This is a genomic window from Pseudaquabacterium pictum (assembly GCF_005403045.1).
GTDB lineage: Bacteria > Pseudomonadota > Gammaproteobacteria > Burkholderiales > Burkholderiaceae_C > Pseudaquabacterium > Pseudaquabacterium pictum.
The window spans coordinates 97,905-123,169 of record NZ_BJCL01000006.1 but is presented as its reverse complement, the minus strand read 5'-3'; the positions used below and the strand labels follow the sequence as shown (position 1 = coordinate 123,169).

The following is a 25,265-nucleotide window of genomic DNA, read 5'->3' as shown; positions in this document are numbered from 1 at the left end:
TGGCGCCGCGCAGCCGAAGTTCAAGCCACGCCTAGAGAGCGGCCACCAGGGCGCGGCGGGCGTAACGGGCCACCAGGGCCAGCAGCTCGTCCTCGGCATAGGGCTTGCCGAGGTAGTGGTCCACACCCAGTTCGGCCGCGTAGTCGCGGTGTTTCTGGGCGATGCGCGAGGTGATCATCACCACCGGCAGATCGGCCAGACGGGCATCGCTGCGCATGTTGCGCACCAGGTCGAAGCCGTCCATGCGCGGCATCTCGATGTCGGTGAGCAGCACCGCCGGCCGCTCGGCGGCCAGCTTGTCCAGGCCGTCCAGCCCGTCCTTGGCCACGGCGACGCGGTAGCCCTCGCGCTCCAGCAGGCGCTGGGTGATGCGGCGCACGGTCAGGGAATCGTCGACCACCAGCACCAGCGGCGCCTGCGGCTGCACCGGCGCGGCGAATGCCTCGCCATGGCCGCCGCCGCCCAGCGCCGCCAGCGTGGCCGCACGGGCGCCCTCGCCGTACAGCGTGGCCAGCGCCACCGGGTTGTAGATCAGCGCCGGCAGGCCCGAGGGCAGCAGCGTCATGCCCACCAGGCCCGGCACGCGGGCGAGCTGCGGGCCCAGGTTCTTGACCACCACTTCCTGGTTGCCGAGCACCTCGTCCACATGCAGCACCAGGCGCTGCTGGGCGCTGCGGATGACCACCACCGGCGCGCTGCGGCCCGTGGGCAGGCCACGCGCCGTGCCGCCCAGCAGGGCATCGAACCAGAAGAACGGCAGCAGCTGGCCACCCTCGGTGAAGCCGCCGCTGCGGTAGGCCTCCTCCAGCTCGGGCAGCTTGATGCGCCGCACGGTCTCGAGCAGCGTCGACGGCACCGCGAAGGCCCGCTCGCCGCAGCGCAGCATCACCACCTGGGTGACGGCGGTGGTCAGCGGCAGCACCAGGCGGAAGCTGGTGCCCTGGCCCGGCGCGCTGGCGGTCTCGATGCGGCCGCCCATGGCGTTGACATCGGTGCGCACCACGTCCATGCCCACGCCGCGGCCAGCCAGGTCGGTCAGCGACTCGGCGGTGGAGAAGCCGGGCTGGAAGATCAGGTTGGCCAGCGCTGCCTCGTCGGGCCGGGCATCGGGTGCCACCAGGCCCATGGCGCGGCCACGCGCCAGGATGCGCGGCAGGTTCAGGCCGGCGCCGTCGTCGCGCACCTCCACGCCCACCTCGTTGCCCACCTGGGTGACGGCCAGGGTGATGGTGCCGGTGGCGTCCTTGCCAGCCTTGGCACGCTCGGCCGCCGGCTCGATGCCGTGCACCACGCTGTTGCGCAGCAGGTGCTCGAAGGCCGGCGTCATGCGGTCGAGCACACCGCGGTCGATCTCGACGCCACCGCCCAGGATGTCCAGGCGCACCGGCTTGCCGGTCTCCTTGGCGGCCTGGCGCACCACCCGGTAGAGCCGCTCGGACAGCCCCTCGAACTCCACCATGCGGGTGCGCAGCAGGTCGTCCTGCATGTCGCGGTTCATCCGCGCCTGGTGGGCCAGCGCATCCTCGGTGGACTGCAGCGTGCGTTGCAGGCCGCGCTGCACCGTGGCGACGTCGGCCACCGACTCGGCCATCATCCGCGTCAGCTCCTGGAAGCGGGTGAAGCGGTCCAGCTCCAGCGGATCGAAGGCCTGGGCGGCGGCGCGGGCCGCCTCCATGCGGGTGTCGATCTGGGTCTCGGCCTGCAGCTCGATGTCGCGCAGCTGGGCACGCAGGCGCTCGAGGTTGTCGGTCAGGTCGCCGAGCGCACTCTTGAACTGGTGCACGTCGGACTCGATGCGCGCCCGGGCGATGCTCACCTCGCCGGCCTGGTTGACCAGGCGGTCGAGCAGCGGCGTGCGCACCCGCACCGAGCCGGCGGCGCCGGCCTGGGCGCCGGCCACCCAGGCCGACTCGGCCGCCGCGGCCGGCTGGGCAAAGCGCTGCCAGTCGATGGTCTTCTGCGGCGCCGCAGCCGTGAACACGGCGGGTGCCACCGGTGCAGGCGGACGCGACACGGACGGCACCGGCGCCGGAACGGCGGGCGCAGCCACGGGCGCCACCACCACGGCCGGCGGCGCAGCGGGAAGCAACAGGCCATCCAGCCGCGCCTGCAGCACATCCGCATGGCCAGACAGCGCCTCGATCTCGGCCGTGCCGGCGGCGGCCCCGGCGGCAGCCAGGTGCTCGACCAGGGTCTCCAGCCGGTGCGCCATCTCGCCCAGGCGCATCGCGCCGGCCAGCCGGGCGCTGCCCTTGAAGGTGTGCAGGCTGCGCATGCAGGCTGACGGCGCCTGGGCGTCGCCGGGCTGGCGGGCCCAGTCGCGCAGGCCGGCATGCAGCGTGGGCAGGAGCTCCTGCGCTTCCTCGCTGAAGATCTGGAACAGCTCGGCATCGACCGCATCGACTGCATCGATGTCCTCGTCGAGGCCACCGGCCAGGCCCCCAGCATCACCGCGGGCGGCCCGCGCCGGCAGCTCGCCCAGCGTCGCCAGACCGGCGAACGGCAGCAGCGCGGCACGGCCGAAGGCGGCCTGTGCGGCATCGGCGGGCGCAGTCTCCGGCGCAGCGGCGGACAGGGCATCGGCAGCCGCCTGAGGCGCCGGCGCCGGCTCGACCATGGGTTCAGGGACCGGCTCAGGCTCAGGCTCAGGCTCAGGCTCAGGCTCAGGCTCAGGCTCAGGCTGGGGCTGGGGCTGGGGCTGGGACTCGGGCTCAGGCGCCGTGTCGTCGGCCGGCGCCTCGGCTGGCGCCAGCGCATCCAGCGGCAGCAGACCGCTGGGTTCGGCGGCAGGCGGTTCCGGCGCGGCATGGGCCAGGGCCTGCAGTCGCGCCACCAGCCCGGCGTCCGGAGCGTTCAGGAAGCCGGCGGCGAACAGGTGCAGCAGGCGCCGGATCTCGTCGGAAGCCAGGTTGAACAGCGTCGCCTCGTCGCCCAGCCCATGGCCGCGGGCCTGCGAGCGCTCCAGCGCATGCTCCAGCGACCGCGCCAGCTGCGACAGGTCGGCATAGCCCACCGTGCCCGAGCTGCCGGCCAATGAATGGGCCAGCGCCACCGCCGCATCGCCCACCGGGCGCTGCTGCTCCTGCGCCCATTCGGCCAGCTCCACCCCGAGTCGCCGCGACAGCTCGTCGGCCTCGTTCAGGTAGATGTTGAACAGCGGGATGCTGATGCGCAGTGGACCGATCTGGCGGAAGGCCTCGGGCTCCGCCTCGGGCTCGGGTTCGGGCTCGGCCGCAGGCTCGGATGCGGGCGCGGCCTCGTCGAGCGGTTCGGCCACCGGCAGCACCAGCGTCGGCGCGATGTCGGGGGCGGCGGCATCCTCCTGCGGTGCCGGATCGGCGACCGGGCCGGCAGCGACCGGCATGGCCTCGGTCAGGCCGAAGCTGGATGCAAACTCCGGCGGCAGCGCGAACTCGGTGGCCTCGGGCAGCAGGTCCATCGGCGCGGTCGGCGCCGCCGGGCGCAACCTGTCGACCACGGTGGCCTCGGGCTCGTCGTCCAGGTCGGCCAGGTCGATCTCGGGCAGGCCCGGATCCTCGCCAGCAGCGGCGACCGGCGGCGCCGGTGGCGGGCTCAGATCCAGGTCGCTGGCCAGCGGCAGGTCAGGCACACGCAGCCGCAGGTCCAGCGCGGTGTCGGCCGGCGCGCGCAACTCGGCCGTGGTGCCCTCCACCGGCAAATCGCCGAGGTCGATGGCAGCCAGCCCGGCCTCATCCAGCCCGGCCGCCTCGGTGTCCACCGCGTCGGGCCCGAGCTCGGGCAGGTCTGCAGCCGCATCGGCCGTGGTGTCGGTCAGCGGCAGGCGGCGGCGCTCGGTGCGCAGCGCGTCGGCCGCCCGCACGATGGCCTGCGGCCCGTGGCCGCCAGCGTCGCCGTCGGCGAGTGCCTGGACCCAGCGGCCGAACAGCGCGCAGGCGTCGTGGCTGAAACCGCGCAGGTCGGCATCGGCGCCGCCATGCTCGGCGAGGCGGGTGTTGTAAAGCTGCTCGCAGGCCCAGGCGGCGTCGCCGAAGTCCAGCAGGCCGACCATGCGGGCGCTGCCCTTGAGGGTGTGGAAGGCCCGGCGCACCGTCGTCATGGCGTCGGCGTCGTCGTGCCGCTGCTGCAGCGCGTCCAGGGCCTCGCGGGCGTTGTCCAGCACCTCGCGCGCTTCCTCCAGGAAGATCTCCCGCATCTCGGGGTCGTCTTCCAAGCCGCTGGACACCGGGGCGGCGGGCGCCGCGGGCGGCGGCGGGCGGGCGGCGGCCGGTTCGAGGGTCTGGGGCAGCGTGGGCAGCACCAGGGTGCGCTCCAGGCCGGGCAGCGCGTCGGCCACCGTCTCGCCGTCCATCGGCGTCAGGCGCAGCGTGATCTCGGGCTGGGTGCTGGCGCCGGCACGGCTGTCGCTGGCGTCCGCCGGACCGTCCAGCCCGTCGAGCGACAGCATCGGCAGGCCGTGGTTGCCCAGCATGGGGGCAGCCGGTGGCACCGCACCGCCGCGCTGGCTGGCACGGGACTGCTTGACGATGCGGTCGAACTCCAGCGTGACGGCCAGCGCATCGGTGTCGGGCTGGGCGCCGCCATCCGGGCCCGCCTGGGTGTCCAGGTCGGCAAAGCCGCTGGGCCGATCCTCGCGTGCCATCACCGCCGCCAGGTTGCCGGTGACCGGATCGAAGCGGAACAGCGACTTGGCCATCTGCGGCTGCACGCTGACCATGTCGATCAGGAAGCTCAGCGCGCCCAGGTTGTCGGCCAGGCGGTCGAAGCTGCCGCTCTGGATGGCCTGCTGCGGATTGACCTCGGTGTTGGCGAGTTCGTCGACATCGTCGCGCATGCGCAGCACCGCCAGGGAGGCCTGGTCCAGCCCCAGCACCGACAGCACGCCGCGCATGGCCTGCAGCTGCGCCGGCACCGGGATCAGCACATCGCGCTGGGCCGGGTTGCGGAAGTACTGGTCGATGTTCTTCTCGACCTCGGACAGCGAGGCGCGCAGCTCCTGCACCACGCTGCCCATCGTCTGGCGGTCGGAGACGCGGCGGTACAGCTCCTCCATCCACAGCTCGAGCGTGCCGGGATCACGCGCCTGGCGCACCGCGTCGATGCGCTGGGCCAGGCGGTGGATGCGGGCGGCGCCGTCGGGATGGTCGAAGTCGCCATCGTCGATGGACGCATCGAGGTACAGCAGCGCGGTGGCCACCTCCATCGCCAGGTCGGCCGGCGGCTCGGTGCCGGCGGCCACGGTGTGGGCCACCGCCACCTGCAGCGCACGGCCCAGCACCGCGCCATCGGGGTACAGCCGGGCCAGCGAATCGCTGACCAGGGCGAACTGCTCGGGCAGGCCTTCCTGCCGCGCGGTGTCGCCACCGGCCACGGCCGACCAGACCTCCTTGGCCGCCGACACCCGCTTGCGCGCCTGGGCCACCCAGGCCGGGTCATGGCGGCCAAGGCTGGAAGTCTCGTAGTCGACCCGCGCGATGGCCTGCAGGTTGTAGCCGCGGCGCACCGTGGCCAGCAGCGGGCCCACCGGTTGCGGGCCGTCGGCGGCGGCCTGGCTGCAGAAGAACAGCAGGTCATGGCCCAGGCGCTCGGACGGCTCGGCCAGCTCACCGGCGCGCAGCTGGGCCAGCAGCTTGGAGCCCAGGCGCTTGCTGTAGGCATCGGGCTGCAGCAGGCCGTCGGCCTGGGCCTCGAAGAAGCCGGCCGCCAGCTGCCACAGCGTGGCCAGCCGGCTGTGCGGCGCATGGGCGGGGGCACCGCCGCCATCGGCCACGGCCTGGGCACCGGCGGCCAGACCGGCGAACAGCGTGGCCATGCGCCCGGCCACGCTGGGCGGCGCGCCGCGCATCAGCGCCAGCAGGTCGGCCTCGATCTGGCCGGTGGTCTGGGCATCGGGATGGCGGGCCGGCACGCTGGGATCCAGCACCAGCTCGCGCCAGGACCAGGGCACCGACCACAGGTCGGCCGGATGCACCCGCGGCGCGCCGGCCAGTTCCTGAAGCGCCTTGTACTGCGGGAACAGCGCCAGCGCCGACACCGCCTTGCCGGCCAGGCGCCGCTCGATGAAGTCCAGTAGCGCGAAGCTGCCGCGCTCCAGCGCCGCCACCGCCGCCGGGGTGATCAGCTTGGGCCGGGCGCTGATGCGCTGCAGTGCGGCCTCGGCCGCCCGCGGCAGCTCGGCCGCCGGGCCCAGGCCGACGAGCTCGAGCACGCCCACGCACTGGTGCAACTGGTTGCGCGCCTGGCGCAGCACCGACGGGTCGACGCTGTCCAGGTCGGAGCGCTGGGTCTGCTCCTTCAGGTAGCGGCGCAGCGCCTTGTTGGCCAGGTCGAGCGAACGGCGCAGCTCCTCGCGCACCCAGGACAGGGCGCTCAGGTCCTCGCCCGGGGCGCCGGTGGCGTCGCTGGCGGCGCTGGGGTCTGCGGCCATGGTGGGGCGGTGTCCGGCGTCAGCCGATCTTGAAGCGCGAGACCGACTGCCGCAGCTCTTCGGCGCTGCGCGACAGCTCGCGCACCATCTGCGCCGTCGAGCGGGTGCCGTCGCCGGTCTGCTCGGTCACCGCGAAGATGTGCTGGATGTTGCCCGCCACCACGTTGGCGGAATCGGCCTCCTTCAGCGCCTGCGACGAGATCGCCTCGATCAGCTCGGCCAGCCGGCGCGTCACGCGGTCGATGTCGGCCAGCGCCGAGCCGGCGGCATCGGACAGCCGTGCGCCGTCGACCACGCCCTGGGTGCTGCGGGCCATGGCGGCCACCGCGTCCTGGGTGTCGGTCTGGATGGTCTTGACCAGGGCCGAGATCTGCCGCGTGGCATCGCCCGAGCGCTCGGCCAGGCGCTGCACTTCCTCGGCCACCACGCTGAAGCCGCGGCCGGCCTCGCCGGCGCTGGCGGCCTGGATGGCGGCATTCAGCGCCAGCACGTTGGTCTGCTCGGTGATGTCGGAGATCAGCTCGGTGATCTCGCCGATCTCCTGGCTGGATTCACCCAGGCGCTTGATGCGCTTGGAGGTCTCCTGGATCTGGTCGCGGATGGCGTTCATGCCGCCGATGGAGTTCTGCACCGCGGTCAGGCCGGTCTCGGCCGCGCGCAGCGACTGCCGCGCCACCTGGGCCGACTGCTGCGCCTGGGCCGACACCTCGTTGATGCGGGTGGCCATCTGCAGCACCGCATCGCCGGTCTCGCGGATCTCGCGCAGCTGCTCGTCGGACGCGGCCAGCAGGTCGGTGGAGGTGGTGGTGACCTGCTCGGTGGTCTCGGTCACCCGGCTGGCCGTGCCCTGCACCTGGCTGACCAGCGAGCGCAGCTCTTCCACGGTGTAGTTGATCGAGTCGGCGATGGCGCCGGTGATGTCCTCGGTGACCGTGGCCTGCTGCGTCAGGTCGCCCTCGGCCACCGTCTGCAGTTCATTCATCAGCCGCAGGATGGCGGTCTGGTTGGCGTCGTTCACCCGCTTGGCCTCGCGCTCCTGGCGCTCGGCTTCCAGCCGCTGCGATTCGGCCAGGCGGGCGCGCTGGGCCTGGTCGGCCATGTACAGCCGCAGGAAGCCCCAGCCGCCGGCCACCACCAGGGCCAGCGCCAGCAGCATGGCCAGGCCATGCGCCAGCTGGAAACCGCCCTGTTCGGCCAGCTGGTCCTGCACCGACTGCAGGCCCTTGCGCAGCGGCTCGGCATCGGCCAGCACCAGGCTCTGGGATTCGCGCGCACTGACCAGGCCCTGCAGGTTGCCCAGGATGGCGCTGGCCTGGCTGCGGGTCTGCTCGTACTGCTGCAGCAGCGTGGCCAGGGCCTGGCGCACCTCCGGGTCCTTGGAGCCTGGCAGGCGCAGCTCGGTGCTGCCGCTGGTCAGGCCGTCGATGATCTCGCGGAAGCTGGTCAGGTCCTTGCCGAGCAGGAACACCGCGTCGTTGCTGGCGCCTTCACTGGTCAGGAACTCGTTGGCGCTCTTGCCGATGCGCTGTGTCAGCATCACCAGCTTGCCGGACTGTGTCAGCTCGGGCGCGCTGGCGTTCTGCTGCAGCTTCAGCGACAGCACGGTGTCGGCCGATTCCAGCAGCTCGCCGGCCTGGGCGTTGATGGTGCGCAGCGCCTTGCTGACCTGCACCAGCGCGGTCTGCTGGGCCAGCACCGCCTTGGCGTTCTTCTCGGCGCGGTCGACCAGGGGCATCAGCGGCTCCAGCAGGGCCTGGGCCGCCGCCGGCACGGCCGGCACGCTGGCGCCGCCGCTCTTGAGCTGGCGGGTGTTGGCGGCCAGCACCTCGGCCGCCTCCTTGACCTCGGCAAACGCGGTGGGTGTGCCCACCAGCGCCTGCGACACCGCCTTGGCCAGCCGCTGCGACTGCATCAGCGCCTGGCCGGTGGCGCCCACCTGCACCGCATTGCGGCTGGCGGAGGTCAACGCCAGCACCGTGGCCAGCACCAGCAGCACCAGGCCGGCCAGCACCATGCCGCCGAGGATACGCTGCTGCGCAGCCAGCGGCTTGTCGCCGATCAACGGCAGCGCCGCCGCCGCGGCTGGCAGGGCAGCCGCGGCCGCCGCTGCGCCGGCCGCGCCGGCGGCGGGCATCAGACGGCTTTCGGAGAAGTCGCTCAGCTGCTCGGACGGCGGCAGCTCCGAGATGATGGAGTGGCTGCCGGCCAGGGTGGTGGCCCCCTGGTCGGCGGTGGTCAGGTCGAGATCGGCAGCGCGGGTGACGGTCATGTTCACGGTGCGGTCGTCGTCGCCATCGGCTTGCAGTTCGTCGAAACTGGCAGGGGCGCGGTCACGTGCGGCCTCGTCATCGGAGCGGTTGTTCTTCAGTCGGTCCAGCAAGCCCATCACATCCCCTTGTCTGTCTGGTGCCACCGGCTTGGAATGCCCGGGAGCAGATGCCCGCCTTCAGGCCGTGATCGCCAGAAACTGCGGCGACTGCGCCAGCGCCGCCAGGTCGATCTCCTGCCACCAGCGGCCGGCCGCATCGCGCCAGCGCGCCAGGGCGAAGTCCGGGCGCGGCGCATTGTCCGTGCTTTCGTCGTCGGCCAGCAGGTCGGCGGCATGGCGCAGACCCTCCAGCCGGTCGATCAGCAGCGCGCCGTTGATGCCCAGCGCCGCGTTGAAGGCCACCAGCCGGGCCTGGCCCTGCAGCGCCGGTGCGCTGTCGCGCAGGCCCAGGAAGCGGGCCAGATCGACCACGGTGAACACGCCGCCACGCAGATTGACCACACCAGCCAGCCAGGGCTGGGTGTGCGGCACCGGCAGCAGCGGACCCACGCTGGAGATCTCGCCGGCCTGCTTCAGCGACAGCAGCAGACCCTGGCCGGCGCAGTCGACCGCCAGCCAGGACACGCCCGGCGTCTCGGTGCGCACCTGCTGCATGCGCTCGGCCAGCCGGGTCTGCAGATCGCGCAGGGCTTGCTTGTTGGCCATGGGGGCTGCCGGCGCCTGGGCTCAGTCGAACTTCTTGATCTTGGCGATCAGTTCGTCGGCCACCACCGGCTTCACCACATAGTCCTTCGCGCCCTGGCGCAGGCCCCAGACCTTGTCGGTCTCCTGGTTCTTGCTGGTGCACATGATCACCGGCAGACCGGCGTAGCGCGGGTCGCGGGTGATGGTGCGGGTGAGCTGGAAGCCGTTCTGGCCGGGCATCACCACGTCCATCAGGATCAGGTCGGGCTTGTCCTCGGCCAGGCGCTTGAGTGCCTCGTCGCCACTCTCGGCGGTGCGCACCGAATAGCCGCGCTTGAGCAGCAGCTCGGTCATGTGGTGCAGCTCGGTCTTGGAGTCGTCGACCACCAGGATCTTGTTCACGGGCATGTTGCGGTCTCCGCTGCGGGTGGGGTGGTCAGCCGGCGTCGCTGCCCGCGCCGAACTGCTGCACCGCGCGCAGCAGCTGTTCCTTGGTGAAAGGTTTGGTCAGGTAGTCCTGCGAGCCGACCATGCGGCCACGCGCCTTGTCGAACAGGCCGTCCTTGGACGACAGCATGATCACCGGCACATGGGCGAAGCGCGGATTGCGCTTGATGATGGCGCAGGTCTGGTAGCCGTCGAGCCGCGGCATCAGGATGTCGCAGAAGATCAGCTGCGGCACATGGTCGTTGACCTTGGCCAGGGCGTCGAAGCCGTCCTCGGCCAGCAGCACCTCGTGGCCGCCCTGGCGCAGGAACAGTTCGGCCGAGCGGCGGATGGTGTTGCTGTCGTCGATCACCAGCACCCGCGTGCAGGCGGCAGGCGCTGCGGCGGCAGTCGGGGCGTCATCCATTGCAGCGGCTCCTCGGCCAGGGTGGCGGGTGGGCTGCCGGCAGGCAGCGTCAGCCCTGGCAGGCCATCAGACCTGCACCATCTCGAAGTCTTCCTTGCGGGCGCCGCACTCGGGGCAGGTCCAGTTCATGGGCACATCGGCCCAGGCGGTGCCGGGCGCGATGCCGTGTTCGGCGTCGCCGGCGGCCTCGTCGTAGATCCAGCCGCAGATCAGACACATCCAGGTGCGAGGTTCGGTCACGCGGGTTTCGGCCACGGGGGTGGCAGTTCACTACAATGAAGCCGGCATTGTAGCCACCGGTTTTCGGGCCCCAAGGGTCCAACGGCGCGGCGGAATCACGTTATTTCAACTTTGCGCCAGCATGGCTGGCGGCACGCGGGGCCGCCCGTTCCGGGCGCCCTCTCTCCCCTGCATCGGACCGTTCATGACCTCCAGCCCCGCCCCCCGACCCGACGCCCCGGCCGATGCCGGCGCCGATGAGCTGCAGGAGGCTGCAGCACCGGCGTGCGTGATGAGCTTCAACGCCGCCGATCCCAGCGGCGCCGGCGGCCTGGCCGGCGACATCAGCACCCTGGCCGCGATGGGCGCCCATGCGCTGCCGATCACCACCAGCCTGCTGCTGCGCGACACCGCCGAGATCTTCGACCACCACCCGATCGATGCCGACATGGTGGCCGAGCAGGCCCGCAATGTGCTGGAAGACATCACCGTGGCAGGCTGGAAGGTGGGCTTCCTGGGCAGCGCCGAAGGCGTCAGCGCGGTGGCCGAAATCCTGTCCGACTACCCCGATGTGCCCCTGGTCAGCTACCTGCCCAACCTGGGCTGGCTGGACGACGACCAGGCCCAGCCCTACCTGGAGGCCTTCCGCGAGCTGATCCTGCCGGCCACCGAGGTGCTGGTGGGCAACCACAAGACGCTGACCGACTTCCTGCTGCCTGACTGGGACAGCGAGCGCCCGGCCTCGGCACGCGAGCTGGCGGTGGCCGCCGGCGAGCGCGGCACCCGCTTCGTGCTGGTCACCGGCATCATGCTGCCGACCAAGGGCGGCAAGGGCGCCGCGGGCACGCCCGAGCAGTTCATCGACAACGTGCTGGCCTCGCCGCAGGGCGCGCTGAGCGGCGAGAAGTTCGAGATGTTCGAGACCAGCTTCGTCGGCGCCGGCGACACGCTGAGCGCCGCACTCGCCGCCCTGCTGGCGGCCGGCGCCGAGCTGCAGGCCGCCGTGGGCGAGGCGCTGGCCTTCATGGACCAGACGCTGGACTCCGGCTTCCGCCCCGGCATGGGCGGCGTGGTGCCCGACCGCTTCTTCTGGGCCCTGCCGCCGTCCGACGATGGCGAGGGTCCGCCCGATGGCACGCCCGGCGACGCCGTGCTGCCCGATGCCGACATCCCCGAGACCAAAGGCAAGTCCGCGCCCCGCCGCGTCCACTGAGACAACCGCATGACCAGCAACCAGAGCCTGTTCGAACGCGCCCAGCGCGTCATCCCCGGTGGCGTCAACTCGCCGGTGCGCGCCTTCCGCGCCGTCGGCGGCACGCCGCGCTTCATCGCCCGCGCCCAGGGCCCCTACATGTGGGACGCCGAGGGCACCCGCTACATCGACTACATCGGCTCCTGGGGCCCGATGATCCTGGGCCACGGCCACCCGGCCGTGCTGGACGCCGTGCAGAAGGCGGCGCTCGACGGCTTCAGCTTCGGCGCGCCCACCGAGCGCGAGGTGGAGCTGGCCGAGGAGATCATCCGCCACGTGCCCAGCGTCGAGCAGGTGCGGCTGGTCTCCAGCGGCACCGAGGCCGGCATGAGCGCCATCCGCCTGGCCCGCGGCGCCACCGGCCGCAGCAAGATCGTCAAGTTCGAGGGCTGTTACCACGGCCATGCCGATGCGCTGCTGGTCAAGGCCGGCTCGGGCCTGGCGACCTTCGGCTTCCCCACCAGCGCCGGCGTGCCGCCCGAGGTGGTGCAGCACACCCTGGTGCTGGAGTACAACAACCTCGAGCAGATCGAGGAAGTCTTCAAGACCCAGGGCGACGAGATCGCCTGCGTGATGATCGAGCCGATCGCCGGCAACATGAACTTCGTGCGGGCGCAGGTGCCCTTCGTGAAGCGCATCGCCGAGCTGTGCCAGCAACACGGCGCGCTGTTCGTCTTCGACGAGGTGATGACCGGTTTCCGCGTGGCACTCGGCGGCGCGCAGAGCGTGTACGCCAAGCTGATCCCCGGCTTCCAGCCGGACATCAGCGTGTTCGGCAAGGTGATCGGCGGCGGCATGCCGCTGGCGGCCTTCGGCACCAGCCGCAAGATCATGCAGCAGCTGGCGCCGCTGGGCCCGGTCTACCAGGCCGGCACGCTGTCGGGCAACCCGGTGGCCACCGCCTGCGGCCTGGCCACGCTGAAGCTGATCAGCCAACCCGGCTTCTACGACACCCTGGGCGCCAAGACGCAGGCCGTGGTGGACGGCCTGACCGCCGCCGCCCGCGCGGCCGGCGTGCCCTTTGTCGGCGACAGCCAGGGCGGCATGTTCGGCTTCTTCTTCACTGACAGCCTGCCGCAGAACTACGGCGTGGTCATGGCCACCGACAAGGACCGCTTCAACCGCTTCTTCCACGGCATGCTCGAGCGCGGCGTGTACCTGGCGCCGGCGCTGTACGAGGCCGGCTTCGTCAGCGCTGCCCACACCGACGCTGACATCGCCGCCACCATCGCCGCAGCCCACGATGTGATGGCCACGCTGCACAGCGCATGATCAAGCCCACGACCGTGCTGGGGCAGCCGGCGATGTGGCTGCGCGCCCCCGATGGTGCGGAGGTGACGGTGCTGCTGCAGGGCGGCCAGATCGTCAGCTGGATCCCGGCCGGCGACCAGGAGCGGCTGTACCTGTCGCCGCAGGCCGTGGCCGGCCCCGGCAACGCGGTGCGCGGCGGCATCCCGGTGTGCTTTCCGCAGTTTTCCAAGCGCGGGCCGCTGGGGCCGCACGGCTTTGCACGGCAGCAGGTCTGGCAGTGGGTGGAAGGCGCGCAGCGTGGCGAGGTGGTCATCGGCGTGCTGCGCCTGACCGACAACGACGCCACCCGCGCCGTCTGGCCGCATGCCTTCGAGGCCGAGCTGAGCTTCAGCTTCAGCGGCCTGCAGCTCGATGTGGAGCTGGCTGTCACCAACACCGGTGATGCAGCGTTCGACTTCACCGCCGCGCTGCACACCTACCTGCTGGTCGACGATGTGCGGCGGGCCCGACTGGGTGGCCTGTTCGGCGTGCGCTACCTGGACACCGTCAATGGCCAGAGCCAGCACCAGGAGATGGACCCGTTCAGCTTCGCCGGCGAGATCGACCGCATCTACTGGGACGCCAAGGGCCCGCTGACCCTGGCCACTGCCGCCGGCCGCACCCAGATCACCAGGGAGGGCTTCGACGACGTGGTGGTGTGGAACCCCGGCCCGGCGCGCGCCGCCGCGCTGGCCGACCTGCCCGACGACGACTGGCTGCAGATGCTGTGCGTGGAGGCGGCCCAGATCGGCCAGCCGGTGACATTGGCGCCGGGCCAGGAGTGGGTGGCCCGCCAGGGCTTTGAAGTCTGAGTCGCCTCAGGCAGGCGACGACCGCAGCCCGTAGGCCTTGCCGCCGAGGAACAGGTACTCGGCCCGCAGCACCGCATCGCCCTTCTCGTCGGTGAAGGTGAAGCCCAGCACCGCCAGCGTGGTGCCGGCCTGGATCTCGGGCACGCTCCAGGCCTGCAGGCGGGTCAGCGGCGCCAGCTCGACGGCCCAGGTCTTGTCGCGCCGCTTCGGCAGCTGGGCCGCAGCCAGCAGGGCCTTGCCGTCGACGGCTGCAGTCTGCGCCGGCACCGCCCGGCTGGCCAGGTCAGCGGGCAGCTTGGGGTCGGCCGGCAGCTCCAGCTTCAGCTCGGCATGCGGGTTGCGCCAGACCACCTGGGCGGCCCGGCCCTCCAGCCAGATGGGCCTTGTCTGGTCGAAGCTGCTCCAGCCGTGGTGGGCACGGGCGGCCAGCGGCAGGGCCAGGGTGCTGCCGAGCAGCAGGGTACGGCGTTGGATCATGGACGGGCCTCCGGTTGCGCAGCCTCAAACATAGGCGATGAAACGGCCGCAGGTCAGTACCGCCCCCCACAGCCCCAGCGACAGCAGGGCCTGGGCCTTGGCCGGGCCGTCCAGCCGCTGCAGGCTGCCGCGGCCGTGGAACCAGGCGGCGTTGCTGCCGGCGGCCATCAGCAGCAGCATCTTCAGCGTGAACAGCCGGTTGGACAGCAGTTCCATCGGCTGGCTGGCGAACATCAGCAGGCCGCTGGTGGCCGCCAGGCCGAAGCCCACCGCCACCAGCGGCAGCGCCGCGCGGGCCAGCGGCACCAGCGGCAGCACCGGCGACACCCCCAGCACCCGCAGCTCCACCAGCACCAGGTTGCCCAGCAGCAGGGCGATGCCGACGAGGTGCACCACCTCCAGTGCGGGGTAGGCCCAGGGGTGGCCGCTGATCCAGGTGAACATGGGGCCGATTGTGGGCGGGGCGCGGCAGGGTCGGCGCGAGGGCGGCTCCTAGAATCCCGCCATGCACATCCACATCCTCGGCATCTGCGGCACCTTCATGGGCGGCATCGCCGCCATCGCCCGCGAGGCCGGCCACCGCGTCACCGGTTGCGACGCGAACGTCTACCCGCCGATGAGCGACCAGCTGCGGGCCCTGGGCATCGACCTGATCGAGGGCTTCGGCGCCGACCAGATGGCGCTCCAGCCCGACCTGTTCGTCATCGGCAACGTGGTGACCCGCGGCAATGCGCTGATGGAGGCCATCCTGGATGCCGGCGCCGGCTACACCAGCGGGCCGCAGTGGCTGTCGGAGAACGTGCTGAAGGGCCGCCATGTGCTGGCCGTGGCCGGCACCCACGGCAAGACCACCACCACCTCGATGCTGGCCTGGATCCTGGACCAGGCGGGCCAGAAGCCGGGCTTTCTCGTCGGCGGCGTGCCGCTGAACTTCGGCATCTCGGCCAGGTTGGGCGAAGGCGCGCCCTTCGTCATCGAGGCTGACGAGTACGACACCGCGTTCTTCGACAAGCGCAGCAAGTTCGTGCACTACCGGCCGCGCACCGCGATCCTGAACAACCTGGAGTTCGACCACGCCGACATCTTCCCGGACCTGGCGGCCATCGAGACCCAGTTCCACCACCTGGTGCGCACCGTGCCGGCCCATGGCCGGCTGGTGGTCAATGCCCGCGAGACAGCACTCGACCGGGTGCTGGCCCGCGGCTGCTGGAGTGAGCTGCAGCGCTTCGGCGCCCGCAAGGAAGAGCCCGGCGCGCTGCGCGCCCGCGGCGAGCCGCATGCCTTCGACGTGCTGCGCGGCAGCCTGAAGATCGCCCGTGTGGACTGGCAGCAGCTGGGCGAGCACAACCAGCTCAACGCCCTGGCGGCCATCGCCGCGGCCGAGCATGTCGGCGTGCCGCCCGAGCAGGCCGCCGCCGCGCTGGCCAGCTTCCGCAACGTGCGCCGCCGGCTGGAGCTGCGCGGCGAGGTGCGCGGCATCCAGGTCTACGACGACTTCGCCCACCATCCCACGGCCATGCGCACCACGCTGAACGGCCTGCGCCGCAAGGCCGGGCTGGCGCGGGTGCTGGTGGTGTTCGAGCCGCGCACCAACACCATGAAGCGCGGCGAGATGAAGGCCCTGCTGCCCTGGGCGCTGGAAGAGGCCGACCTGAGCTTCTGCCTGCAGGGCAACTACGGCTGGAGCGCCACCGAGGCCCTGGCGCCGCTGGGCGCCCAGGCGGTGGTGGCCGACAGCGTCGATGGCCTGGTGGCCGCCATCGTCAAGGCGGCGCAGCCGGGCGACCAGATCCTCGTGATGAGCAACGGCGGCTTCGGCGGCATCCACGAGAAGCTGCTGGCCGCGCTGAAGCACTGACATTGCCGCTGCGGTAGCCTTGGCGCCGGTCGACACCGGACGAGGCACCCATGGAATCCACCCCCCTCACCCGCCGCGGCTTCCAGGGCTGGCTGGCGGCCGCTGCGGCACTGGCCGGCGGCACCGTGCGTGCCGCGCCGGAGCTGCCGCTGTTCGACGCCCACATCCACTACAGCCACGACGCCTGGGACCTGGTGCCGCCCAAGCAGGCGGTGGCCATCCTCCGCCAGGCGGGGCTGCGCGGCGCGCTGGTCTCCAGCTCCAACGACCAGGGCACGCAATTGCTGGCCGCCGAGGCACCGGATCTGATCGTGCCCGAGCTGCGGCCCTACCGCAGCCGCGGCGAGATCGGCAGCTGGATGAACGATGCCAGCGTGGTCGGCTACCTGGAAGAGCGGCTGGCGAAGTACCGCTACGTCGGCGTCGGCGAGTTCCACCTCTACGGTGCCGATGCCGACCTGCCGGTGCCGCGCCGCATGGTGGCACTGGCCAAGGAGCGTGGCCTGCTGCTGCATGCCCACAGCGATGTCGACTGCATCGAACGCCTGCTGAAACAGTGGCCCGAGGCCCGGGTGCTGTGGGCGCACTCCGGCTTCGACCGGCCCGAGAAGGTGCGCGAGGTGCTGCGCCGCCATCCGCGGCTGTGGTGCGACCTGGCCTTCCGCGGCGACCACGCCACCGGCAGCCAGGTCGACCCCGGCTGGCGCGAGGCCTTCACCGAGTTCCCCGACCGCTTCATGATCGGCACCGACACCTTCACGCCCGAGCGCTGGCACTACATCACCGGCCATGCCAGCTATTCACGCGGCTGGCTGGCCAGCCTGCCGGCGCCGGTGGCCGAGGCCATCGGCTGGCGCAACGGGGTGGCCCTGGTGCAGGCGGTGCGGGGCGCCAAGGTGTGAGCCGCCGCGGCACCGCCATGCTGGCGCTGGTGCTGGCCGGCGCCACCGCCCAGGCCGCGTGCGGCGACAGCCTGCCCGCTGCCCACCGCCTGCTGGCCGAGGCCGATGGCCTGCAGCTGGCGTTTGCGGCGCGCCCGGCGCCGCTGCCGCTGGGCCGGCATTTCGCGCTGGACATCGTCGTCTGCCCGGCGGCCGGCCAGCCGCTGCCGGCCACGCTGGTGGTCGATGCCGACATGCCGGCCCACCGCCATGGCATGAACTACCGCACCACCGTCACCGCGCTGGGTGACGGCCGCTTCCGCGTCGAAGGGCTGCTGTTCCACATGGCCGGCCGCTGGCGCCTGCTGTTCGACCTGCCGGCTGCCAACGGCCAGCCGGCGCGCCGGCTCAGCCGCGAGATCGACCTGCGATGAGCCTGCGGCGCTGGCTGGCCATGGCGCTGCTTGGCCTGGTGGCACCGGCAGTGCCGGCAGCGCTGCTGGATTTCAGTGACGACGAGCGGGCCCGCATCCTGTCGCACGGCCCCTGGCCGCCCGCACCGGCGCGCGACCCCGGCAATGCCCAGAGCGGCCGGCCGGCGGCCATCGCCCTGGGCCGGGCGCTGTTCTTCGAGCCGCGGCTGTCGGCGGGCGGCAACCTGGCCTGCGCCAGCTGCCATGTGCCGCACCGTGGCTTCACCGATGGCCGGCCGCGCGCCCTGGGCCGCAGCCAGCCTGGCGGCGCGGCCGACACACCGCTGGACCGCCACACGCCCACGCTGCTGAACGCCGCCCAGCAGCGCTGGTGGGGCTGGGACGGCGCCTTCGACAGCCTGTGGGCGCAGGCCCTGCAGCCGCTGCTGCACCCGCAGGAGATGGGCGCCGACCCGGCGCGGCTGGCAGGCCTGCTGCGCAGCGATGCCCAGCTGGCCTGCCGCTGGCGCCACGCCCACGGCGCCGTGCCGACCGACACCACCCCCGACCCGCCAACGGTGCTGGTGCCGCTGGCCAAGGCCCTGGGCGCCTACGTGGCCACGCTGCAGAGCCGGCGCACCGCATTCGACGATTTCCGCGATGCCCTGGTCCGCGGCGACCGGGTGGCGGCCGCCCGCTACCCGCTGGCGGCACAGCGCGGGCTGCGGATCTTCATCGGCCGCGGCAACTGCAGCACCTGCCATGCCGGGCCGTTGTTCTCCAACGGCGAGTTCGGTGACATCGGCGCGCTGTTCTTCAGCCGTCCCGGCGTGGTCGACCCCGGCCGCCATCGCGGCATTGCCGCGCTGCTGGCCAACCGGCACAACCTGCTGGGGCCGGAGGCCGATCGCCCACCGGCCGGCGCCGATGACCCGGCGCTGAAGACCCGCCATGTGCTGGCCCAGCACCGCAACTTCGGCGAGTTCAAGGTGCCGAGCCTGCGCCATGTGGCCCAGACGGCGCCCTACTTCCACGATGGCCAGAAGGCCACGCTGGCCGACGTGGTCGACCACTACGACACCTTGAGCCCCGACCGGCTGCATGCCGACGGCGAGCAGATCCTGAAGCCGCTGCAGCTGCGCGGCAGCGAGCGGGCCGACCTTCTGGCCTTCCTGCACAGCCTGGATGGCGGCGCCACCGCGGCCTCGCTGCAGCCCCCGGCGCCTTGCCGTTGACCGGCTGCCTCGGCCCCTGTCCGAGGAGCGACTGACAGCCGCGCCGGCACCCCCTAAAGTGCGCCCTCCCCTGTTTCCGGATTCCGCATGCCCGCCTTCGATTCCCGCCGCCGCCAGCTGACCCTGGCCGCCCTGGCCGCCACCCTGCCCGCCGCCGGCCCGGCCCGCGCCGACACCTATCCCAGCCGCGCCATCACCCTGGTCGTGCCCTGGCCCGCCGGTGGCAGCACCGACCGCCACCTGCGCGCCCTGGCCGAGATCGCCAGCAAGCACCTGGGCCAGCCGATCATCATCAACAACCAGCCCGGTGGTGGCGGCACCAACGGCCCCGGCAACCTGGGCCTGCAGGGCCGGCCCGACGGCTACACCATCGCCCAGTACCCGATGGGCATGCTGCGCATCCCGCACATGCAGAAGACCGCCTGGCACCCGATCAACGACTTCAGCTTCATCCTCGGCGTCACCGGCTACAGCTTCGGCTTCGTGGTGCGCGCCGATTCGCCGTACAAGACCTTCAAGGACTACATCGAGGCCGCCCGCAAGGCGCCGGGCAAGATCGACTTCGGCTCCACCGGCACCGGCACCAGTCCGCACCTGCTGATCGAGGAAGTGTCCGACGCCGCCGGCGTGCAGCTCAACCACATCCCGTTCAAGGGCAATGCCGACCAGATGCAGGCCCTGCTGGGCGGCCATGTGATGGCCGCCAGCGACGCCACCGGCTGGGACAAGTTCGTCGACGCCGGCCAGATGCGCCTGCTGGTGAGCTTCGGCGACCAGCGCATGAAGCGCTATCCCAACGTGCCCACCGCCAAGGAACTGGGCTACAACGTGGTGGCCAACTCGCCCTACGGCCTGGTCGGCCCCAAGGGCATGGACCCGGCGGTGGTGAAGACCCTGCACGATGCCTTCAGGAAGGCCATGGACGACCCGCAGCACCTGGCGGTGCTGGACCAGCTGAACCAGCCGGTCTGGTACAAGAACAGCGCCGACTACGCCGCCTGGGCCCGCGAGACCCTGGTGAAGGAGCGCAAGCTGATCGAGCGGCTGGACCTGCTGGCCAAGTAACCCCGCGGCCACGCGGGCTGCTGGTCTGCCCGCATGGGCGGGCAGGCGCAGGCATCGCATCATCGGGGTCTTGATCCAGATCAGGAGCCCCGGATGTCCAGCCTGAACGTCAACGGCCAGGTGCGCACGCACGATGCCGAACCCGACACCCCGCTGCTGTGGGTGCTGCGCGAGCAACTCGGCCTGACCGGCACCAAGTACGGCTGCGGCGTCGCCCAGTGCGGCGCCTGCACCGTGCACATCGACGGCGTGCCCACCCGCAGCTGCGTGCGGCCGGTCGCCAGCGTCGAGCCGGGGCAGAAGATCACCACCATCGAGGGCCTGTCGCCCGACGGCCAGCACCCGCTGCAGAAGGCCTGGGTGGCGCTGGACGTGCCGCAATGCGGCTTCTGCCAGAGCGGCATGCTGATGGCGGCCGCCGCGCTGCTCAAGAGCAAGCCCCGCCCCACCGAGGCCGAGGTGCGCGAGAACATCACCAACATCTGCCGCTGCGGCACCTACAACCGGGTGCAGGCCGCGATCATGATGGTGAGCAAGGCATGAGGGACGCGGCCATGACCACCACCACGACCACCCCCCGCTCGCCGGCCCGCCGCCGTTTCCTGGCCACCAGCAGCGCCGCTGCCGGCGGGCTGATGCTGGGCTTCCATGTACCGATGGCGCAGAGCCAGGGCACGGCGCCCGAGATCAATGTCTGGGTGCAGATCAAGCCTGATGAAACCGTGGTGGTCCGCATCGCCCGCAGCGAGATGGGCCAGGGCACGCTGACCGGCCTGGCCCAGTTGGTGGCCGAGGAGCTGCAATGCGACTGGGCCCGCGTCACCACCGAATACCCCACACCCGGCCAGAACCTGGCGCGCCAGCGTGCCTGGGGCAACTTCAGCACCGGCGGCAGCCGCGGCGTGCGGGAATCGCACGACTACGTGCGCAAGGGCGGCGCCGCCGCCCGCATGATGCTGGTGCAGGCCGCGGCCGACGGCTGGGGCGTGCCGGCCGCACAATGCCAGGCCGAGAAGGGCGTGATCACCCATGCCGCCAGCGGCCGGCGTACCACCTACGGCACGGTGGCCGCTGCGGCCGCCAAGCTGACGCCGCCCACCGAGGTGCCGCTGAAGGACCCCAAGACCTGGACGTTGGCCGGTCAATCGGTGCTGCGGCTGGACACCGTGGCCAAGACCACCGGCGCCCAGGTCTACGGCATGGACCTGCAACTGCCCGGCATGCTCAACGCCGCCATCCGCGACTGCCCCATCGTCGGCGGCAAGCTCAAGTCCTTCGACGCCAAGGCAGTGATGGGGCTGCCCGGCGTCAAGCAGGTGGTGCAGGTGAGCGACACCGCGGTGGCGGTGGTGGCCACCACCTGGTGGCGGGCCAAGAAGGCGGCGGATGCACTGCCCATCGTGTGGGACGAGGGCCCGCACGCCAAGCTGGACAGCGCCGCCATCGCCCAGATGCTGAAGGCCGGGCTGGACGCGCCCGAGGGCCTGGTCGGCCACACCAACGGCCAGGCGAAGGAGGCGCTGGCCGGCGCCGCCCGCACCATCGAGGCGGTCTACAGCTTTCCGTACCAGAACCATGCCTGCATGGAGGTGATGAACGCCACCGCCCGCTGGACGCCCGAGCGCTGCGAGGTCTGGACCCCCACCCAGAACGGCGAGGCCGCATTGGCCGCCACCGCCGAGGCCGCCGGCCTGCCCGCTGCGCAGTGCGAGGTCTACAAGATCCACCTGGGCGGCGGCTTCGGCCGGCGCGGCGCCACCGACTGGGTGCGCCAGGCGGTGGCCATCGCCAAGGCCATGCCGGGCACGCCGGTCAAGCTGGTCTGGAGCCGCGAAGAGGACATGCAGCACGGCTTCTACCACCCGGTCACCCAGTGCAAGCTGAAGGCCGGGGTGGACGCGCAGGGCCAACTCACCGCGCTGCACATGCGCATCTCGGGCCAGTCCATCCTGGCCGGGCTGTTCCCGCAGAACATGCGCGACGGGCTGGACCCGGTGGTGTTCCAGGGGCTGAACAAGGGCGGCACCGAGGGCGCGCTGGGCTATGCCTTCCCCAACCTGCTGATCGACCATGCGATGCGCAACCCGCCGGTGCGGCCGGGCTTCTGGCGTGGCGTGAACCTGAACCAGAACGCGGTCTACCTGGAGTGCTTCCTCGACGAGGTGGCCCATGCCACCAAGCAGGACCCGCTGGCCCTGCGCCAGAAGCTGCTGGCCGGCAGCCCGAAGCACCTGGCGGTGCTGAACGCCGCCGCCCAGCGCGCCGGCTGGGGCACGCCGGCCAAGCCGGTCAACGGCCAGGCAGTGCACCGCGGGCTGGCACAGATCATGGGCTTCGGCAGCTATGTGGCGGCCTGCGCGGAGGTCTCGGTCAGCAAGGATGGCGAGCTGACGGTGCACCGCATCGTCGCCGCCACCGATTGTGGCCATGCGGTGAACCCGCAGCAGATCGAGGCCCAGGTGGAAGGCTCGTTCGCCTACGGCCTGTCGGCCGCGCTGCTGGGTGAATGCACGCTGGAAAACGGCCGCTTCGTGCAGACCAACTTCCACAACTACCCGGTGCTGCTGATGGCCCAGATGCCCAAGGTCGAGACCATCGTGATGCCCTCGGGCGGGTTCTGGGGCGGGGTGGGTGAGCCCACCATCGCGGTGGCGGCGCCGGCGGTGCTGAACGCCATCTTTGCCGCCACTGGCCGGCGCATCCGCGACCTGCCGATCAAGAACCAGAACCTGAAGCAGGCCTGACCCCGACATGCACCTGGCCCTGCTGGCCCTGGCCGCCACCGCGGCGCCGGCCGCCCTGGCCCAGGGCGATGCGGCGCGTGGCGAGGCCATCGCGCTGCACCGCAGCCAGGGCCTGTGCGTGCTGTGCCATGCCATGCCGGGGCAGAACCCGGCGCTGCAGGGCACCATCGGACCGCCGCTGGCCGGCGTCGGCAGCCGGCTGGACGCCGCCACGCTGCGGCAGCGCCTGGTGGCGCCGGAGCAGTTCAACCCCGAGACGGTGATGCCCGCCTACGGCCGCAGCACCGGGTTGCAGCAGGTGGCCGCCGCCCAGCGCGGCAAGCCGCTGCTGACCGACGCCCAGATCGACGACGTGGTGGCCTGGCTGGCCACGCTGCGATGAATCTGCTGCTGCCCCGCCGCCAGATCCTGTGTGCGGCCGCCGGCCTGGGCCTCGCGCTGCAGATCCGGCCGGTGGCCGCGGTGTCGGCCGCGCCCACCCTGCAGGCGGTGGAACGGCAGTGGGCCGGCGGCCGGCCCATCACCGAAGGCCGGGTGCTGCTGGACGTGGCGCCGCTGGTGGAGAACGGCAACGCGGTGCCGATCCGGGTGCAGGTCGACAGCCCGATGACTGCGGCTGACCATGTGGTCGAGATCGTGGTCTTCAACGAGCGCAATCCGCAGCGGGATGTGGCGCGCTTCAGCCTGTCGCCGGCCAGCGGCATGGCCCAGGTGCAGACGCGCATCCGGCTGGCCACCTCGCAGCAACTGGTGGCGCTGGCGCGCATGCGCGATGGCAGCCAGTGGTCGCACCATGTCGACGTGCTGGTGACGCTGGCTGCCTGCATCGAACCCTGAACACCGCATGGCCGACACCCCCGCCCCCCGCGTGCGCACCCTGATCCACGGCCTGGACAGCCTGCGCCGCGGCCAGCCGGCCGAGCTGCGGGTGACGCTGGCCCATCCGATGGAGAACGGCCTGCGCCACGACGGCTACGGCAACGTGGTGCCGCGCAACATCGTCACCCGCTTCGAATGCCGGCTCGATGGCCAGCTGGTGTTCGGCGCCGACCTGTACAGCGCCATCGCCGCCAACCCCTACCTGGCCTTCTGGCTGCGTGCCGACGGGCCGGGCACGCTCAGCTTCGAATGGACCGGCGACTGGGGCTTCCAGCACCGCGAGACGCGGGCCATCACGCCGGCATGAACCGGCGAAGTGCCGCGCTGCTGGCCCTGGCGATGCTGGCCCTGCCAGCCACCGCCGACGACGGCCGCCGCTCCGGGCTGACGTTCATGGGCCCGGCGCTGCAGGCACTGCAGCGCGACGATGGCCAGAACCCGGCCATGCTGTGGGTGCAGGACGGCGAGCAGCTGTGGCGCAGCCCGGCCGGCACCAGCGGCAAGCGCTGCGCCGACTGCCATGGCGACGCATCGCGCAGCATGGCAGGCGTGGCCGCCCGCTATCCCGCCTGGGATGCTGCCAGCGGCGGCGCGCTGAACCTGGCCGGCCGCATCAACGCCTGCCGCAGCCGCCACCAGCAGGCCGCGGCGCTGCCGGTGGAGCATGCCGACCTGCTGGCGCTGTCGGCCTATGTGGGCCTGCAGTCACGCGGCCAGCCGCTGGCGCCGCCCGACGATGCCCGCCTGGCACCGCTGCGCCAGCAGGGCCAGCTGCTGTGGCAGCAGCGCCTGGGCCAGCTGAACCTGGCCTGTCTGCACTGCCATGACCAGCGCGCCGGTCAGCGCCTGGGCGGCGCCGTCATCCCGCAGGGCCATGCCACCGGCTACCCCAGTTACCGGCTGGAATGGCAGGCCCTGGGCAGCCTGCAGCGCCGGCTGCGCGGCTGCGTGGTGGGTGTGCGGGCCGAGCCCTGGGCCGCCGATGCGCCGGCGTGGCTGGCGCTGGAAGCCCACCTGGCACAGCGCGCCGCCGGCATGCCGGTGGAGACGCCGGCGGTGCGGCCCTGAGGCCCCGTCAGAGCAGCTGGCCGACGTTCAGCAGCGTCAGCACGCCCAGCACCGCGAAGATGGCCGCGGCGATGCCGTGCACCAGCTTCATCGACACCCGCCTGGCGATCTGGTCGCCCAGCAGCACCGCCGGCACATTGGCCAGCATCATGCCCAGCGTGGTGCCGGTCACCACGGCCAGCAGGTCGGTGTAGCGCGCGGCCAGCGCCACCGTGGCGATCTGGGTCTTGTCGCCCATCTCGGCCAGGAAGAAGGCCACCACCGTGGTGCCGAACACGCCCAGCCGGCGGCTGCCGCCTTCGGTCTCGACATCGTCGAGCTTGTCGGGGACCAGCATCCACACCGCCATCGCCAGGAACGAGATGCCGATCACCCAGCGCAGCCACTGCGGCCCCATCCAGGCGGCCAGCAGGCCGCCCAGCGCGCCGGCCATGGCATGGTTGGCCAGCGTGGCCACCAGGATGCCCAGCACGATGGGCACAGGCTTGCGGAACCGCGCGGCCAGCAACAGGGCCAGCAGCTGGGTCTTGTCGCCCATTTCTCCGAGCGCGACGATGCCGGTGGAGACGAGGAAGGCTTCCATGGAACAGACTTTCAGGGGGCCGGCAGGAACACCGATGACCACGCCGCCCCCCGGCCCACGGCGGAGGCAGCGCGGTCAAAGGTCTTGCCAGGCACACAACCCGGGCGGGCTGCGGTGCTGCGGGCGCCATGGCCAGGATCCCGCGGGATGCGGGCAAGCCCGCGGCCAAGTGTGTTGACGCCCGCCCCGACACCACGCACAGTGGCCGGGCGGCTACTCCCCAATGACAGGACAGCAGCCGCCAGTGTACCGGCCGCTGCTGTCGATCCGCTGACAC

Annotated in this window: 23 protein-coding genes and 1 riboswitch; of the genes, 14 read left to right on the top strand and 9 right to left on the bottom strand. The window is 72.0% G+C overall.

Features of this window, described 5'->3' with window-relative positions:
• Window positions 1-31: 31 nt before the first annotated feature.
• The 6 genes from FFT10_RS13285 to FFT10_RS13260 form a co-directional block, all read right to left on the bottom strand.
• Entirely contained in the window at window positions 32-6,406 is a 6,375-nt protein-coding gene (locus FFT10_RS13285) for a hybrid sensor histidine kinase/response regulator (RefSeq protein WP_137733314.1), read from the bottom strand.
• A 19-nt stretch (window positions 6,407-6,425) separates the two neighbouring features.
• Complete coding sequence (locus FFT10_RS13280; RefSeq protein WP_137733313.1) at window positions 6,426-8,792, bottom strand: methyl-accepting chemotaxis protein; 2,367 nt, start codon at window positions 8,790-8,792, stop codon at window positions 6,426-6,428.
• A gap of 60 nt (window positions 8,793-8,852) precedes the next feature.
• Entirely contained in the window at window positions 8,853-9,380 is a 528-nt protein-coding gene (locus FFT10_RS13275; RefSeq protein ID WP_137733312.1) for a chemotaxis protein CheW, read from the bottom strand.
• Between the two features lie 21 nt (window positions 9,381-9,401).
• On the bottom strand, window positions 9,402-9,767 hold the full coding sequence (locus FFT10_RS13270) for a response regulator (protein ID WP_137733311.1): 366 nt from the start codon (window positions 9,765-9,767) through the stop codon (window positions 9,402-9,404).
• Window positions 9,768-9,795: 28 nt separating this feature from the next.
• On the bottom strand, window positions 9,796-10,212 hold the full coding sequence (locus FFT10_RS13265; RefSeq protein WP_137733310.1) for a response regulator: 417 nt from the start codon (window positions 10,210-10,212) through the stop codon (window positions 9,796-9,798).
• 66 nt (window positions 10,213-10,278) lie between these two features.
• Window positions 10,279-10,431 (bottom strand): rubredoxin, encoded by a 153-nt coding sequence (locus tag FFT10_RS13260; protein ID WP_137733309.1) that lies wholly within the window; start codon window positions 10,429-10,431, stop codon window positions 10,279-10,281.
• A 205-nt stretch (window positions 10,432-10,636) separates the two neighbouring features.
• Here FFT10_RS13260 and thiD point away from each other — a divergent pair, with 205 nt between their 5' ends.
• The 3 genes from thiD to FFT10_RS13245 are packed head-to-tail and all read left to right on the top strand — an operon-like array spanning window position 10,637 to window position 13,785.
• Entirely contained in the window at window positions 10,637-11,644 is a 1,008-nt protein-coding gene (gene thiD / locus FFT10_RS13255; RefSeq protein ID WP_137733308.1) for a bifunctional hydroxymethylpyrimidine kinase/phosphomethylpyrimidine kinase, read from the top strand.
• 9 nt (window positions 11,645-11,653) lie between these two features.
• A complete protein-coding gene (gene hemL / locus FFT10_RS13250) occupies window positions 11,654-12,955 on the top strand; it encodes a glutamate-1-semialdehyde 2,1-aminomutase (protein WP_137733307.1) in 1,302 nt (433 codons plus the stop codon).
• Window positions 12,952-13,785, top strand: coding sequence for a D-hexose-6-phosphate mutarotase (locus FFT10_RS13245; RefSeq protein ID WP_137733306.1), 834 nt, complete (start codon window positions 12,952-12,954; stop codon window positions 13,783-13,785). The genes hemL and FFT10_RS13245 overlap by 4 nt, the downstream gene beginning before the upstream one ends.
• A gap of 6 nt (window positions 13,786-13,791) precedes the next feature.
• Here the strand turns inward: FFT10_RS13245 and FFT10_RS13240 are convergent, their stop codons facing one another.
• Both FFT10_RS13240 and FFT10_RS13235 read right to left on the bottom strand, forming a co-directional pair.
• The gene (locus FFT10_RS13240) at window positions 13,792-14,262 is read right to left on the bottom strand and encodes a DUF6152 family protein (RefSeq protein WP_137733305.1); all 471 of its coding nucleotides are present in this window, start codon (window positions 14,260-14,262) and stop codon (window positions 13,792-13,794) included.
• A 24-nt stretch (window positions 14,263-14,286) separates the two neighbouring features.
• On the bottom strand, window positions 14,287-14,706 hold the full coding sequence (locus FFT10_RS13235) for a hypothetical protein (protein ID WP_137733304.1): 420 nt from the start codon (window positions 14,704-14,706) through the stop codon (window positions 14,287-14,289).
• A 61-nt stretch (window positions 14,707-14,767) separates the two neighbouring features.
• Between FFT10_RS13235 and mpl the strand changes: the two genes are divergently transcribed.
• The 11 genes from mpl to soxA all read left to right on the top strand — a co-directional run bounded on the left by mpl (window position 14,768) and on the right by soxA (window position 24,405).
• The gene (gene mpl / locus FFT10_RS13230) at window positions 14,768-16,120 is read left to right on the top strand and encodes a UDP-N-acetylmuramate:L-alanyl-gamma-D-glutamyl-meso-diaminopimelate ligase (RefSeq protein WP_137733303.1); all 1,353 of its coding nucleotides are present in this window, start codon (window positions 14,768-14,770) and stop codon (window positions 16,118-16,120) included.
• Window positions 16,121-16,170: 50 nt separating this feature from the next.
• On the top strand, window positions 16,171-17,022 hold the full coding sequence (locus FFT10_RS13225; protein ID WP_228027100.1) for an amidohydrolase family protein: 852 nt from the start codon (window positions 16,171-16,173) through the stop codon (window positions 17,020-17,022).
• Complete coding sequence (locus FFT10_RS13220; protein WP_137733302.1) at window positions 17,019-17,435, top strand: hypothetical protein; 417 nt, start codon at window positions 17,019-17,021, stop codon at window positions 17,433-17,435. The genes FFT10_RS13225 and FFT10_RS13220 overlap by 4 nt, the downstream gene beginning before the upstream one ends.
• Window positions 17,432-18,649 (top strand): cytochrome-c peroxidase, encoded by a 1,218-nt coding sequence (locus FFT10_RS13215; RefSeq protein WP_137733301.1) that lies wholly within the window; start codon window positions 17,432-17,434, stop codon window positions 18,647-18,649. Before FFT10_RS13220 ends, FFT10_RS13215 begins: the two co-directional genes overlap by 4 nt.
• An 87-nt stretch (window positions 18,650-18,736) precedes the next feature.
• Window positions 18,737-19,714, top strand: coding sequence for a tripartite tricarboxylate transporter substrate binding protein (locus FFT10_RS13210; RefSeq protein ID WP_137733300.1), 978 nt, complete (start codon window positions 18,737-18,739; stop codon window positions 19,712-19,714).
• A 93-nt stretch (window positions 19,715-19,807) separates the two neighbouring features.
• Window positions 19,808-20,257 (top strand): (2Fe-2S)-binding protein, encoded by a 450-nt coding sequence (locus FFT10_RS13205; protein WP_137733299.1) that lies wholly within the window; start codon window positions 19,808-19,810, stop codon window positions 20,255-20,257.
• 11 nt (window positions 20,258-20,268) lie between these two features.
• Window positions 20,269-22,458, top strand: a complete 2,190-nt coding sequence (locus FFT10_RS13200; RefSeq protein ID WP_137733298.1) for a xanthine dehydrogenase family protein molybdopterin-binding subunit — start codon at window positions 20,269-20,271, stop codon at window positions 22,456-22,458.
• A 7-nt stretch (window positions 22,459-22,465) separates the two neighbouring features.
• A complete protein-coding gene (gene soxX / locus FFT10_RS13195) occupies window positions 22,466-22,840 on the top strand; it encodes a sulfur oxidation c-type cytochrome SoxX (RefSeq protein ID WP_137733297.1) in 375 nt (124 codons plus the stop codon).
• Window positions 22,837-23,295 (top strand): SoxY-related AACIE arm protein, encoded by a 459-nt coding sequence (locus FFT10_RS13190; protein ID WP_137733296.1) that lies wholly within the window; start codon window positions 22,837-22,839, stop codon window positions 23,293-23,295. Before soxX ends, FFT10_RS13190 begins: the two co-directional genes overlap by 4 nt.
• Before the next feature lie 7 nt (window positions 23,296-23,302).
• Window positions 23,303-23,644: a thiosulfate oxidation carrier complex protein SoxZ gene (locus FFT10_RS13185; protein WP_137733295.1), complete on the top strand. Its 342-nt coding sequence runs from the start codon at window positions 23,303-23,305 to the stop codon at window positions 23,642-23,644.
• Window positions 23,641-24,405, top strand: a complete 765-nt coding sequence (soxA, locus tag FFT10_RS13180) for a sulfur oxidation c-type cytochrome SoxA (protein ID WP_137733294.1) — start codon at window positions 23,641-23,643, stop codon at window positions 24,403-24,405. The genes FFT10_RS13185 and soxA overlap by 4 nt, the downstream gene beginning before the upstream one ends.
• A gap of 7 nt (window positions 24,406-24,412) precedes the next feature.
• On the opposite strand, the gene FFT10_RS13175 is transcribed toward soxA, so the two are convergent.
• A complete protein-coding gene (locus FFT10_RS13175; protein ID WP_137733293.1) occupies window positions 24,413-24,988 on the bottom strand; it encodes a TMEM165/GDT1 family protein in 576 nt (191 codons plus the stop codon).
• A 107-nt stretch (window positions 24,989-25,095) separates the two neighbouring features.
• A riboswitch (yybP-ykoY riboswitch) is annotated at window positions 25,096-25,222 on the bottom strand.
• Window positions 25,223-25,265 lie beyond the last annotated feature (43 nt).

Bases quoted from the DNA above. Each gene is read 5' to 3' on its own strand.
- FFT10_RS13285 (WP_137733314.1), bottom strand. From the start codon at position 6,406: ATGGCCGCAGACCCCAGCGCCGCCAGCGACGCCACCGGCGCCCCGGGC.
- FFT10_RS13280 (WP_137733313.1), bottom strand. From the start codon at position 8,792: ATGGGCTTGCTGGACCGACTGAAGAACAACCGCTCCGATGACGAGGCC.
- FFT10_RS13275 (WP_137733312.1), bottom strand. From the start codon at position 9,380: ATGGCCAACAAGCAAGCCCTGCGCGATCTGCAGACCCGGCTGGCCGAG.
- FFT10_RS13270 (WP_137733311.1), bottom strand. From the start codon at position 9,767: ATGCCCGTGAACAAGATCCTGGTGGTCGACGACTCCAAGACCGAGCTG.
- FFT10_RS13265 (WP_137733310.1), bottom strand. From the start codon at position 10,212: ATGGATGACGCCCCGACTGCCGCCGCAGCGCCTGCCGCCTGCACGCGG.
- FFT10_RS13260 (WP_137733309.1), bottom strand. From the start codon at position 10,431: ATGTGTCTGATCTGCGGCTGGATCTACGACGAGGCCGCCGGCGACGCC.
- thiD (WP_137733308.1), top strand. From the start codon at position 10,637: ATGACCTCCAGCCCCGCCCCCCGACCCGACGCCCCGGCCGATGCCGGC.
- hemL (WP_137733307.1), top strand. From the start codon at position 11,654: ATGACCAGCAACCAGAGCCTGTTCGAACGCGCCCAGCGCGTCATCCCC.
- FFT10_RS13245 (WP_137733306.1), top strand. From the start codon at position 12,952: ATGATCAAGCCCACGACCGTGCTGGGGCAGCCGGCGATGTGGCTGCGC.
- FFT10_RS13240 (WP_137733305.1), bottom strand. From the start codon at position 14,262: ATGATCCAACGCCGTACCCTGCTGCTCGGCAGCACCCTGGCCCTGCCG.
- FFT10_RS13235 (WP_137733304.1), bottom strand. From the start codon at position 14,706: ATGTTCACCTGGATCAGCGGCCACCCCTGGGCCTACCCCGCACTGGAG.
- mpl (WP_137733303.1), top strand. From the start codon at position 14,768: ATGCACATCCACATCCTCGGCATCTGCGGCACCTTCATGGGCGGCATC.
- FFT10_RS13225 (WP_228027100.1), top strand. From the start codon at position 16,171: ATGGAATCCACCCCCCTCACCCGCCGCGGCTTCCAGGGCTGGCTGGCG.
- FFT10_RS13215 (WP_137733301.1), top strand. From the start codon at position 17,432: ATGAGCCTGCGGCGCTGGCTGGCCATGGCGCTGCTTGGCCTGGTGGCA.
- FFT10_RS13210 (WP_137733300.1), top strand. From the start codon at position 18,737: ATGCCCGCCTTCGATTCCCGCCGCCGCCAGCTGACCCTGGCCGCCCTG.
- FFT10_RS13205 (WP_137733299.1), top strand. From the start codon at position 19,808: ATGTCCAGCCTGAACGTCAACGGCCAGGTGCGCACGCACGATGCCGAA.
- FFT10_RS13200 (WP_137733298.1), top strand. From the start codon at position 20,269: ATGACCACCACCACGACCACCCCCCGCTCGCCGGCCCGCCGCCGTTTC.
- soxX (WP_137733297.1), top strand. From the start codon at position 22,466: ATGCACCTGGCCCTGCTGGCCCTGGCCGCCACCGCGGCGCCGGCCGCC.
- FFT10_RS13190 (WP_137733296.1), top strand. From the start codon at position 22,837: ATGAATCTGCTGCTGCCCCGCCGCCAGATCCTGTGTGCGGCCGCCGGC.
- FFT10_RS13185 (WP_137733295.1), top strand. From the start codon at position 23,303: ATGGCCGACACCCCCGCCCCCCGCGTGCGCACCCTGATCCACGGCCTG.
- soxA (WP_137733294.1), top strand. From the start codon at position 23,641: ATGAACCGGCGAAGTGCCGCGCTGCTGGCCCTGGCGATGCTGGCCCTG.
- FFT10_RS13175 (WP_137733293.1), bottom strand. From the start codon at position 24,988: ATGGAAGCCTTCCTCGTCTCCACCGGCATCGTCGCGCTCGGAGAAATG.